A 12,885-nucleotide genomic window follows, 5' to 3' on the forward strand; every position below is an offset into this window, starting at 1 on the left:
CAAACATCATGATGAAAAAAATATTAAGCATTTTGCTCAAAATAGTCGGAGCCCTAGTTATCTTGATCACATTATTTATCGCCACTGTTTTTATTGTTAATGTATTTAGCAACAAATCGGAGGCAGGGAAGATAAAACCTTATGGTCAGTTTGTAGCGGTCGACGGGAAAAACATGAATGTGTTTATTCAAGGAAAAGGGGAAGAAACCGTTGTATTACTTCCCGGATATGGAACTCCAGCTCCAGCCCTTGATTTCAAACTGCTCATCGATGAGCTATCACCATTTTACAAAGTCGTTGTCATTGAACCTTTCGGTTATGGATTAAGTGACGTAACTGAAAAAGAGCGTACCACGGAAAATATGGTTAGTGAAATTCATGAAGCGTTACAGCAGCTTAATATTCATCGTTACACTCTTATGGGTCACTCTATTTCCGGAATTTACGGACTGGACTATGTGAACAAATATCCAAACGAAGTAAGTGCATTTGTCGGGATTGATAGCAGCGTTCCAACGCAGGGTGGTAACGATGCCCCATTTCCAACTGAAACATACAAATTGCTTAAAAAATCAGGATTCTACCGATTGTTAATGAAACTGGCCCCTGATCAACTGATTGCACCAGACGTTAATGATGAAACCAGAGAACAGATTAGAATACTTTCACTCAAAAATACGTTTAATCCGAACAACCTGAATGAAGGAGAAAACTTCGGTCCTAATTTCAAAGCAACGGAAAACTTGACCTTCCCCAAAGAACTTCCTGTGATTTTCTTCTTACAAGCGAATGATACAGAAACGAAAAACTGGATACCTCTCCATGAAGAGCAAGTTAAAAATTCTGTGCATGGGAAAGTGATGACATTCGAAGGAGGACATTATTTACACCATACCCGATCGAAAGAAATCGTCGAAAATTTTAGGAAGTTTATGAGTGAAATAAAATAAAAAATATCAACAAAGATTTAGTAGCGATTGCTTCCGGAAATCGGGGAAGCAATCGCTATGTTTATTTGCGGATTTTTTTGTCATTTTGTCCACCATATGTGTACAAAAAACAAAAAAGATGATACATTGAAATCAGGAAAAATCCTTTTATAACAAGGTTTTCAAACAGAAATTTCTTGTCTCCTGTACGAGGACATACGTATATCGAGGAGGGAATTGAATGTCAAGTCAAGCATTAGACCAATTCTTAAGTTCGAGCATCGAAGATCTAAAGACTAAAGGTCTGTATAACGACATCGATACGCTGCAGGGTGCAAATGGTCCTGTGATTCGTATCGACGGGAAGTCTCTGATCAATTTGTCTTCTAATAACTATTTGGGATTGGCGACAGATTACCGTCTGATTGATGCTTCGATTAAGGCATCACAGACATACGGAGCAGGCGCAGGGGCTGTCAGAACAATTAATGGTACGATGGATCTTCATATTGAGCTTGAAGAAAAACTGGCCCGTTTCAAAAAAACGGAAGCCGTTATCGTGTATCAGTCGGGATTTAACTGCAATATGGCTGCTATATCCGCGGTAATGGACCAGCATGATGCGATTTTATCAGATGAGCTGAACCATGCTTCGATTATTGATGGCTGCCGCCTGTCGAGAGCCAAGGTGATCCGCTTTAAACATTCGGATATGAATGATCTAAGACAGCAGGCGAAAGAGGCCAAGGAATCCGGACAGTACCGTAAAATTATGGTCATTACCGACGGAGTTTTCTCGATGGATGGTGATATCGCAAAACTGCCCGAAATCGTGAAAATAGCAGAAGAATTCGATCTGATTACTTATGTGGACGATGCCCACGGTTCCGGCGTTCTTGGAGCAGGTGCAGGAACCGTGAAGCATTTTGGATTGTCCGACCGCATTGACTTTCAGATTGGTACTCTTTCCAAGGCAATCGGCGCTGCCGGCGGTTATGTGGCAGGTAAAAAACAACTGATCGAATGGTTGAAGCTGAGAAGCCGCCCATTTCTTTTCTCGACATCGCTGCCTCCGGCTGTAATTGCTTCTTGCAGCGCTTCTGTCGACATTTTGATGAATGACAAAGAGCTGATCGAGAAGCTGTGGGAGAACGGCAAGGACTTGAAAAATGGATTGAAACGACTTGGATATGATATAGGCCAAAGCGAAACGCCGATCACACCTTGTATCATTGGCGATGAAGTAACCACCCAACAGTTCAGCAAACAACTCTATGAAGAAGGCGTTTATGCCAAGGCCATCCTGTTTCCGACGGTTCCAAAAGGAACGGGAAGAATACGCAACATGCCGACAGCTGCCCATACCAAAGAAATGCTGGACCAGGTGATCTCTGTTTATGAGAAAGTCGGCAAGGAAATGAAGCTGATTTAGCTGCATTCGCGGGAGTCTATTTCGGGAGGAATGTCTTATGAACAAGATTTTGGTGACCGGAGCACTAGGCCAAATCGGTTCTGAGCTAGTCGTTAAATTGCGTGAGATTTATGGTGTCGATCACGTCGTTGCTGCGGATCTCAGGTCATCATCCCACGAAATCACCCAATCCGGACCATTCGAGCTGCTGGACGTGACGAATGCTAAGGCGATGTTTGAAATCGCCAATCGCTACAAAGTAGATACCGTCATTCATTTGGCCGCGCTGCTGTCAGCTGTCGCGGAGGAGAAACCCTTGCTTGCCTGGAACTTGAATATGGGCGGTTTGATGAATGCACTTGAAGTATCCAGGGAGCTCGGCTGCCAATTTTTCACTCCAAGCTCCATTGGCTCTTTTGGTCCTTCGACTCCGAAAGACAATACCCCGCAGGATACGATCCAGAGGCCCAATACGATGTACGGTGTGAACAAGGTATCCGGCGAACTGCTTTGTGATTACTATTTTCATAAATACGGCTTGGATACGAGGGGATTGCGACTTCCGGGTTTGATATCTTATATGACGCCACCCGGCGGAGGAACGACAGATTACGCGGTGGAAATTTATTATGCAGCCGTATCGACTGGCCGGTATACCTCGTATATCGCCAAAGGCTCAGACATGGACATGATGTATATGCCGGATGCCCTAAACGCCATCATTGATTTAATGGAAGCGGATTCATCCCTGTTGATACACCGAAATTCATTTAATGTCACCGCAATGAGCGTGGATCCGGAGGCGATCGCTGCAGCAATTCGGGATGAGTTTCCCGGCTTTATCCTCGATTATGACATTGACCCGAAGAGACAGGCGATTGCCGATAGCTGGCCGCATTCCATTGATGCGACGGCAGCAAAAACAGAATGGGGATTCCATGCCCGCTACGACTTGAAGGCCATGACGAAGGATATGCTTTCACAGCTAAGCGAGAGACAAATGCTTCGCAAAGCTTAAAGCTATGATGAATTTGCTATACAAAGCGAGTAGAAATACAAAAGAAAAGCTGCAGCAAAAGGTCAGCCTTAACCGGACCTTTTGCTGCAGCTTCTTTTATCATCCAGCCCTGACATTTCCCTAGTCTGCGGCTTATCAGATAAAGAACACGGCATATTGCACCGTCTGTCATATGAGCAAATCATTATATGGGCTTATACACTTGCGTGGTTTCTTAAATGTGAGAAGAATGGTCCCATTGTAGTAACACAGGGGGCAATATCTAAAAGATGAAAATATGATCAATTTAATGTGTATGAGAACCACTCTTTATAGAAAAAGCCTTTGTGTTGGATCTTTTGATTTCTTCTCATACATGTCATTATCAAAAATAAGATGAGTTATGAGCTCCACTTAAAAAATAATTCAATGGATGGTGCAGTGATGATTAATCATAAACTCAAAGTTATCGAACGCATGTCAGCAGGTGAAGGATTATCGTTGGATTTTGAGGAACTCATAATTCATGGTGTGTCTATTGACTCCAGGAATATAACGCCAGGGAATTTATTTGTTCCAATCATAAGAGAGTTAGATGGTCATAATTATGTAAGTGAAGCAATATCTAAAGGAGCAATTGCTTCTTTCTGGCAAAAGGATCACCCTAGTCCACCAGATCATTTTCCGTTAATTTATGTAGATGACTGTTTAGAATCCTTACAAAAATTAGCGGCAGAATACCGAAAAGAGTTACAAATTAAAGTTATAGGTGTTACGGGAAGCAATGGTAAAACAACTACAAAAGAGATGCTAAATTCTGTCTTACAGGAAAAATTTCGAGTCCATAAAACAGAAGGTAATTTAAACAGTCAAATCGGTGTCCCTTTAACGATTTTAGCGATAGATAAAGATTCTGAAATTGCAGTAATCGAGATGGGGATGAGTGAAAGAGGTCAAATTGAGCAGCTCTCCCGAATTACTCATCCAGACATAGCCTTAATTACAATGATAGGAGTTTCACATCTATCTAGTCTCGGCTCTAGAGAACAAATAGCAGCAGCAAAATTAGAAATTATTAGTGGTCTAAAGAATGGTGGGTGCTTTGTTTTCCAAGGTGACGAGCAGTTATTAGTTAAAGAAATAAATAATATTAAAAGAAATATCTTATTAGAAACAATTAGTTTTGGACAGGGAGACTTTAATGATGTAATTGCCAAAAATACAATATCAAGTGCCGAGGGTTCACAATTCTCAGTTGCAAACCAAGTGTACTACCTTCCACTTCCTGGTAAGCATAATATTAATAATGCTCTTGCTACCATTGCTATTGCTCTAAGATTGGGTTTAAACACTTCTGAAATTAATGAGGGGTTTACTCAGCTGAAATTGCCTAATATGAGATTTGAGAAAATCAGTTCACCCTTGGGATTTACCATTATTAATGATGCTTGGAATGCCAGCCCGGATTCCGTCTATGCAGCAGTTACGACTTTTCAGGAAATGACGGGTTATAGTAAGAAGCATTTAGTAATTGGTGATATGCTTGAACTGGGCGATAATGAAATAGAGTTTCACCAAGTTGTTGGAAGATACCTTGATCCAGATAAAATAAATTATATTTATACTTATGGTGATCTCAGTTATTATATTGGTTCAGAAGCAAAAAGAAGATATCCATTAGAGGCAGTGATGACTTTTAAAGATCAAATAATCCTAGCGAATACATTAAAGCAAAAAATCAAGATAAATGATGTGATTTTGTTAAAAGCATCTAGAGAGATTCAAATTGATTTAATAATTCTTTCCTTAATGAATTAGTTCGACTACCTAAATTTTTTATAGCTGCATTTCGTATTTATCAACTGATTCTTCTATAGCAAGTGGAAGTCCATTACAGCTCGTATGGAAAAGAATTCAGATAAACAATATACTAGCTATAACAGTTTATTGTTGAGGTGAATATCTAATGGATGAAATCGATGAATCAAAACAACTTGTATTACAAATCGGCGGTGCATTGAAAAAGTATAGAAAAGAAAAAAACATAACCTTGGACGACTTATCCGAATTAACAGGCGTAAGCAAACTTACACTGGGAAATATCGAACGTGGCGAGACAAATCCGACTCTGGCAATCATATGGAAAATTTCAAAAGGGATATCTTTACCGCTATTGGCTTTGATCCAAACAGAGAAGCCGGTTCGTGTTTATCGTGCTGGCGAAGGATTAAGGTTTTCTAATGATGAAAAAAATTGGAGCATTGAACCGGTCTTTAAAAGCAATGATATTGAAATGTGCCGGGCGTACTTACAGCCAAACAGCTCGTATTGTCCTGAAGGTCATCACGTAAATACAACTGAAATTGCAACAGTGATGACAGGTTCCATTGAGATACAAGTCGGTGAAGAAGTCTACACACTGAATCAATATGATACGATCAGTTTTCGTGCAGATTCTCCTCATTCTTATACCAATCGTACCAACAGCCAAACCGTTCTCCATATTTCCTTAAAATATGGTTTCTAAAATTCGAAAATCCACTTATGAAATACAACTTCGATTTCCATGACGGAAGATCTGAGTTGTATTTTTTTATATAAATTCAGTATGTTTTAAAATACTTATTGATTAAAAAAGTATATTATAATATACTTTCACTATTCGCGCGGATGCTATAGCAAAGATTTTCAAATCAGAATAAAGCAAATCATACGAAAGATTACAGGAAGGAGAAATAAAGTATGCCGAATAAACAACAAAACGTACAGTCCTCTATGGGGTTGATCATTCTCGGCATCATTGTTATTGCAGCTAATTTACGTACTCCCTTAACCTCAGTAGGTCCTTTAGTGAGTCTTATAAGGGATGACGTTCATATTTCAAATACATCAGCAGGCCTGATCACGACGGTACCCTTGCTGGCCTTTGCTCTATTATCGTCTCTAGTACCCAAATTAGGACGAAGATATGGGGTAGAGCGTATTATTATGATTGCTCTAATTTTTCTGACTGCTGGTATTGTTATACGGTCATTATCGGGCGCAATTCATCTGTTTATCGGGACAGCGGTTCTAGGATTCGCGATTGCCATATGTAATGTGTTATTGCCAAGTATAATCAAAAGAGATTTTCCAGATAAAATTGGCTCCATGACAGGTGCTTACTCCATTTCAATGAATTTATGTGGAGCAATCGCATCAGGAATCAGTGTGCCCCTAGCTGTGAACGCTGGTCTTAAATGGCAGGGTGCATTAGGAGTATGGGGAATTCTAAGCTTTATATCGGTCCTCTGTTGGCTGCCTCAATTAAGAAAACAAACAAAGCAAACAGTCACGACGAGTCAAAGAATTGTCAGCCATGATGTGAATGTTTGGAAATCCCCGCTTGCCTGGCAGGTAACCTTGTTCATGGGGATACAGTCCATGATATTTTATGTATTGATCGCTTGGATGCCTGAAATTTTAAAGCAGCAGGGAATTGCCCCCAACCAATCAGGATGGTTCTTGTCCATCATGCAGTTAGGGATGCTTCCATTTACTTTTATCGTTCCTGTTATTGCTGGGCGTATGTCTAACCAACGTTTGTTAGTAGTCATCACTACCGTTTTGCTTTTAACGGGAACACTCGGACTTCTATACGGCTGTCCCAATATCATTCTGCTGTGGATCATCATGCTCGGAATTGGTGGAGGCTTCGCCTTTAGTTTGTCCATGATGTTTTTCGGACTGCGCACTGAGAATGCGCATCAAGCAGCGGAACTATCCGGCATGGCACAATCGATCGGATATCTTCTTGCCGCTATGGGTCCAGCCCTTATTGGATATCTGCATGATGCATCAAATAGCTGGGACCTGCCACTTTTTATTTTGCTAGGAGCTTCGGTCCTGCTCTTTTTAGTAGGCATGGGAGCAGCAAGCAATCGTACTGTAGGCAGCCCAAATCGTTACGAGCAGCCGCGGAAAGGATGATAACGATGTTTGACAAAGTTATGGTGGCCATTGATAAAGCTGAAATAACCAATAAACTTCTTGATGCAGCCGTTGAAATAGCCCAAAATAAACATTCTCAAATCACCTTGGTTAAAGTAAGTCAGGATTATGTGTCGAATGGAATGACATATGTACCCGAGAGATTTTTGGAAGAGATAGTGGACGAAATGGAAAAAGCGAGTTTGGAGCTGCTGCAGCACGCCAAATCTAAATTAAAAGCTGAAGGGATAAATCCGGAAACTGTTCATCTCAAAGGAGATCCTGCGTATGAGATATTAAAATATGCAAGGGAAACCGAGCAGCAGCTTATTATTATCGGAAGCCGGGGACTAATAGGGGTAAAAGGAATGATGCTTGGAAGTGTCAGCCACAAAGTTTCACAATTATCAAGCTGCCCAGTCCTCATTGTACACTAACTCTTTTAGGAACTACTTAAAGGTTGCATTGTTACAGTGGCGGAGAAGTATATCGCAAGAATTATACAGCGGCAATGTAGGATACGAATATCCTACATTGCCGTTGTTTCTAGAGCTAGCAGCTGCCCACGTCATGAACAGAATGGGAGGTTACATCGAATCTTGACATTAGGTTTGTAATCGTTCTGCAAGCAATGGACAGCACCCTCCGCCAATTGACGATGATAATTATTATCATTATAATGTGTCCATTCTATATAAAAGGGGGAAAGAAATTTGTTACATAGAAAAAACTTTAAAGCTGCTTTACTCCTACTATTGTTTAGTATCCTTTTCCTTTCTGGTTGTGGTATAAATGACAGCAAACGCGTTACGCAAAGTGATCATAATGCAGTTAAAACGGACGAGAGCGCGTCCGATAACTCCATATCTATCCAGAACGAAGAAGGGGAAACCACAATAATTGGAGAGCCCAAAAAGATTGCAGTTCTAAATTGGCAGCTAGCTGATTTTCTCTTAGCCTTGGACATCAAACCTTATGCTATGACAAATTTTATTGGGGAGACGAACCTGGAATATTTAGAGAACGATGCATTAGATGGTGTAATTGATCTCGGAGACAAGCCCAATCTCGAATTACTCTCTCAAAGCAATCCGGATTTAATCATCGGTTGGGAAAGCCGAAGAGAAATTTACGACCAGTTGACCAAAATCGCACCCACAATCCTTACAAAGGAAAATGAGGATTGGCGTAAATCTTTGCAAGAACTCGGAAGTATGCTTGGCAAAAACAAGGAAGCGGAAGAATGGTTAGCTCAGTATGATCAGAAGGCAGCTGCTTCAATGCACCTCCTTAGCTCAAAGATTGATCCTACTGAAAATGTCCTCTATATGCGTGTGATGCCTAAGGTACTTCGAATCTATAACTCAACTCAATCCTTGGGAGCAACGTTATCTCAAGATATGGGCCTACACTATTTGCCTCAAACCGAATCGATCCAAAATTTCGAAAATATTTCAATTGAACAGCTGCCTGAGCTAAATCCAGATCATATTTTTATTCAGGTAGGGCGCCCTCTGCGTGGCGGAGATCAAGAAGCTAAAAAGATATATGAGGAGTTAACTCGAAGTTCGATCTGGAACAGCATGAAGGCAATGAAGAATAAACAAGTGTATACTGTACCTCACTGGGTCATTAGTGACGCTCCCTATATTAAGGAGAAATCGATTGATCTCTTGTTAGAGAAGCTCGGCGTGAACTAATAATGCAGCCTTCAGTTAGGAATGTTGGTTAATGCTTAGCCATCCTTTTGAATAGACCTGGCAGGAAATGCAATCGGTTCCCTTTTAGACTTGTATCTAATCGGCATCTTGCTTTTCAAATCATTAAACTAACGGGCAGAATAAATCAATCAAGGATGTTACAATGGAGACGCATATTTAAAAGTAAAGGAAATGAATCATGGATAAAAAAACGCTGCTTGCTTGGGAGAGTAAACATAAAGCAATAAAGCGAACTGTAGAGGGTTTCTGGGATTGTTTTAGAAAATGGCGTGAAGAAGAGAGAGGCGATTATCTCAATACATTTCAAGGTAAGCTGTACGAAGAATTTTTAAGTGTTCAAGAACGTTCCATTTATCTTAAGTATTCTTTCAATGTCGAAGAAGCAGTTATATTTTGTTCAGTCGATATATTTTATTTGGAAGAAGAAATAGGTAGTTATGACATTGAATTTAATTTAGATGGCGAGATTGCTGATGACTATTTGGATTTTAGCGATACTTTATTAAAGGATAAGATCTCAAAAATGAAATATAATCTAAACATTGCCCGTAACGCCCTCAAAGAGGGAATGGATACGGGCACAATATCCAAAATCACTGGAATTGATGTAAAGTATGTACAGATTTTAAAGGGAAAATATTTTTGAAATAACGGGAAATCACAGCTCCAACAACAAGAAAGCAGCTGGTCATTGTGATGGGCTGTTTTTTTGTTTAATGAATGGTTACTCACCACGCCTTCCGTAAAAAACACACAAAGCATATCCAGCACAAAATCTGCAGGGGACACGCCCAAGGGAAATAAGTAAGGAGAGACTCACATGTACCTAAAAGAATTTGACTTGGACTTACCATATATTGAGGATACTGAAAGCATTGAATCGCTAATGGAATTACAAAAATGTGATTACAAAGAAGCAGCAAAATTAGATTATGAATTAAATTGGAAATGGAGAAGACGTTCATTTAGGTTGGAAACTCGCTGTATTACAGCGATGTTTGAACGTTTGTTTGGGAAATACAAAACAAACGATTGTTGGAAAGTACTAATAGAATGTGTAGAGAACATATCGGAAGAAAGGATTGTTAATGATTCAGGAGTGTGCTCGGCGCCAATCCAGTTTAGTTTGAATAACTATCTTGCCAAAAATGAGATGGAGAAAAAAAGGGATGCGCTTCGACTACTGATGGACGGACTCGAGAAACTAGCTTTACGTAATCGTTGGGCTATCGAGCCATTTAGAAAAACAGCAATACAAATAGAAGAGTTAGGTTACGTAAATGAGTGGACGTGGAAAAAAATGGTTAAGAGCCCTAATAAGAAGTACAATGCTAAAGTCATATGCCATCATACTGTAGAAAGCATGGATATATTTATATCTATTCTACAACGAGATGGTGCCCAAGTACTTTTAGAAAAGGTCATATCAGAACAACCGGATGAATTTGCTTATGCTAAACATTTAGGCGAAATTAAATGGGAATCTGATTTTGAAGTTGCTTTGATTAACAAGAAAGGCAATGAAAAGTGTTTGGTGGCTATTGAAAAAAGTCGGTGAAAGTCGTTGTTTATCTGTCGGAGGACAAGAAAAGGTCCTAGTTCCGATTAGATGTACATCTAAACACACATCAAATGTACTTAAAATTTCATTAAAGTACCCTAATACATGAAATTCTTCAACTTTTTTAGAACAACTGACACGAGCCGCTAGGTATTATAAAAGGCAGCGGGAAATGTCCGAAAGGGCATGTACTAACGTACTATTATTTCTGGTGAAAAGAGGTATACTGGATACCGAGGTGAATCCAATGTGGTTTAAGAGAAGACTGAATGCCGCTTCAGATGTAGAAGAACCTATCGACCCTTTATCCGCTTCGCGGATCCCTGTGTTAATATGGCTCTGCCTTGTTACCACTGCAACTCTTATATTACAGACCATGTCAGCACCCACCATTATTCCGAGTATTTTTTTCGTCATAGTGATGATTGTCCATGCTTACTTTTACTGGATAACAGGTTCAATAGTCGCTTATTCCAAGCCGTTATATATTATAATTCAAGCAAGTTTAATATACGGTAGTGCTATTCTTATGCCGGATGGCATGCCGGCGATTCTGATTGGACTTATACCTGTATTGATCGGACAAACCGTTGCGATCTATTTCGAAACAGCAAAAGTGGTTTTCATTGCATTTGTGCTCTATGTCATGTTTTGTTCTCTAACTTTATTTAATCGAACTGGCCCTGAGGCGGCACTGCTTGTTTTATTACTTTTACTCATGATGGTTGTAGTCATATCTTACGCGTCATTGTTTTACAAACAAGTTAATGCACGTGTCAGAACCCAAAATTTCTTGCGGGAATTAGAGCTGGCTCACCAAAAAGTAGAGGAACTTACACTCACTGGTGAGAGACAGCGGATGGCTAGGGACTTGCATGACACATTGGCCCAAGGTCTTGCCGGAATTATTATGCAGCTGGAGGCTGCAAGTATTCACCAAGAAAAGGGGAACCAGCTCAAAGCACAGGAAATTATACGTAATGCCATGGTGCAGGCCAGACAATCATTGGCGGATGCACGACGAGCAATAGATGATTTACGCACGAAATCAACCCCTTCCATCACGCTGAGCGAAGCATTTCAAGAACAACTGGAACGATTCCGACAGGCGACTGGCATTGCAACTGAATTTCAGGGAGAGCTCTCTTCACAGTTGTCCAAAGTGCAGATGGAGCATATCTTGCATATTTTGAGCGAGTCCCTTATGAATATCGCCCGTCACGCACAAGCGAACCTTGTCAAGATAACTACCAGCCATAGCAATAATAAGTTTAACCTGAACATCATCGATAACGGCCAAGGGTTTAACACGGATCGCATCGGAAAATTACATGGCCATTACGGCTTAATTGGTGTACAGGAGCGCGCCAGACTCATTGGCGGGAGTATTGAGATTGACAGTAATGCACAAGGAACAGCTATACATTTAAGCGTTCCATTATAATCGGTAGAAGGAGAGGGATAGCCGCATGAAGCACAAAGTCATGATTGTGGATGACCATTGGGTTGTGAGAGAAGGTCTGAAGCTTATTCTTGAAACAGACGACAATTACTGCATTGTAGGAGAAGCAAACGAAGGTGTTGAAGCATTAAAACTGATGGAAAGTTCTGAACCGGATGTCATCCTGATGGACCTTAACATGCCAGGGGGACTTGGGGGACTGGATACCATGAAACGGATGCAAGAGCAAGGCCTGCTTATTCCCGTTATCATTCTTACCACATATAACGAGGATGAACTTATGATCGAAGGTTTATCCCTGGGTGCCAAAGGATATCTTTTAAAGGATACCAGCCGTGAAAACCTATTCCGTACATTAGACTCTGCACTCCGTGGAGAGACTTTGCTTCAGCCAGAGATTACTGCCAGAGTATTCGCTCATCAGACCCGATCGTTAGCCAGAAAAACGGAGCCTACCTTGCTTAGCGATAAAGAAACGATTGTTCTGCAAGCCATCGCAAGAGGAATGCGTAGTAAGGAGATTGCTTTTGATATGGGCATTGCCGAACGTACAGTGAAAGCTCATCTTACGAATATTTACAACAAACTTGGCGTAGATTCACGGTCTGAAGCGGTTGCTGTCGCTGTCGAAAAGGGACTCCTGCATCTCTAAGTAAAAAAATGCCTCGCGTACGTCTTGATTTAACTAACGTACATGCCCGATCTTGCCCGATCGTACATTTAGGGAATGCCCTTATGTACGATTTTTTTTCGTCTATTTTTCAATACAATACAGACATAGGGTGGTGATGAATCACTTCCTAATTGCAGCAAGTTGAAAGGGGCATGACATTTA

12 protein-coding genes are annotated in these 12,885 nt (G+C 40.6%); all 12 read left to right on the forward strand.

Annotated features, from left to right (window positions below; translation table 11 throughout):
• The first annotated feature begins 8 nt into the window (after positions 1-8).
• The 12 genes from MKY97_RS15095 to MKY97_RS15150 all read left to right on the forward strand — a co-directional run bounded on the left by MKY97_RS15095 (position 9) and on the right by MKY97_RS15150 (position 12,702).
• Positions 9-950, forward strand: coding sequence for an alpha/beta hydrolase (locus tag MKY97_RS15095; protein ID WP_342551186.1), 942 nt, complete (start codon positions 9-11; stop codon positions 948-950).
• Positions 951-1,170: 220 nt separating this feature from the next.
• Entirely contained in the window at positions 1,171-2,361 is a 1,191-nt protein-coding gene (locus MKY97_RS15100) for a glycine C-acetyltransferase (protein WP_342551187.1), read from the forward strand.
• Between the two features lie 37 nt (positions 2,362-2,398).
• Positions 2,399-3,358, forward strand: a complete 960-nt coding sequence (locus MKY97_RS15105; RefSeq protein ID WP_342551188.1) for an NAD-dependent epimerase/dehydratase family protein — start codon at positions 2,399-2,401, stop codon at positions 3,356-3,358.
• 423 nt (positions 3,359-3,781) lie between these two features.
• On the forward strand, positions 3,782-5,155 hold the full coding sequence (gene murF, locus MKY97_RS15110; RefSeq protein WP_342551189.1) for a UDP-N-acetylmuramoyl-tripeptide--D-alanyl-D-alanine ligase: 1,374 nt from the start codon (positions 3,782-3,784) through the stop codon (positions 5,153-5,155).
• A 148-nt stretch (positions 5,156-5,303) separates the two neighbouring features.
• On the forward strand, positions 5,304-5,864 hold the full coding sequence (locus MKY97_RS15115; RefSeq protein ID WP_342551190.1) for an XRE family transcriptional regulator: 561 nt from the start codon (positions 5,304-5,306) through the stop codon (positions 5,862-5,864).
• 215 nt (positions 5,865-6,079) lie between these two features.
• A complete protein-coding gene (locus MKY97_RS15120; RefSeq protein ID WP_342551191.1) occupies positions 6,080-7,306 on the forward strand; it encodes an MFS transporter in 1,227 nt (408 codons plus the stop codon).
• A 5-nt stretch (positions 7,307-7,311) separates the two neighbouring features.
• Entirely contained in the window at positions 7,312-7,743 is a 432-nt protein-coding gene (locus tag MKY97_RS15125) for a universal stress protein (RefSeq protein ID WP_342551192.1), read from the forward strand.
• A gap of 276 nt (positions 7,744-8,019) precedes the next feature.
• On the forward strand, positions 8,020-9,006 hold the full coding sequence (locus tag MKY97_RS15130; RefSeq protein WP_342551193.1) for an iron-siderophore ABC transporter substrate-binding protein: 987 nt from the start codon (positions 8,020-8,022) through the stop codon (positions 9,004-9,006).
• Between the two features lie 199 nt (positions 9,007-9,205).
• On the forward strand, positions 9,206-9,673 hold the full coding sequence (locus MKY97_RS15135; protein WP_342551194.1) for a hypothetical protein: 468 nt from the start codon (positions 9,206-9,208) through the stop codon (positions 9,671-9,673).
• A gap of 174 nt (positions 9,674-9,847) precedes the next feature.
• Positions 9,848-10,585, forward strand: a complete 738-nt coding sequence (locus MKY97_RS15140; RefSeq protein WP_342551195.1) for a hypothetical protein — start codon at positions 9,848-9,850, stop codon at positions 10,583-10,585.
• A 250-nt stretch (positions 10,586-10,835) separates the two neighbouring features.
• Positions 10,836-12,032, forward strand: a complete 1,197-nt coding sequence (locus tag MKY97_RS15145; protein ID WP_342551196.1) for a sensor histidine kinase — start codon at positions 10,836-10,838, stop codon at positions 12,030-12,032.
• A 25-nt stretch (positions 12,033-12,057) separates the two neighbouring features.
• Positions 12,058-12,702, forward strand: coding sequence for a response regulator transcription factor (locus MKY97_RS15150; RefSeq protein WP_123066928.1), 645 nt, complete (start codon positions 12,058-12,060; stop codon positions 12,700-12,702).
• Positions 12,703-12,885: the final 183 nt, after the last annotated feature.

This window comes from Paenibacillus sp. FSL R7-0652 (assembly GCF_038595045.1).
Taxonomy (GTDB): domain Bacteria; phylum Bacillota; class Bacilli; order Paenibacillales; family Paenibacillaceae; genus Paenibacillus.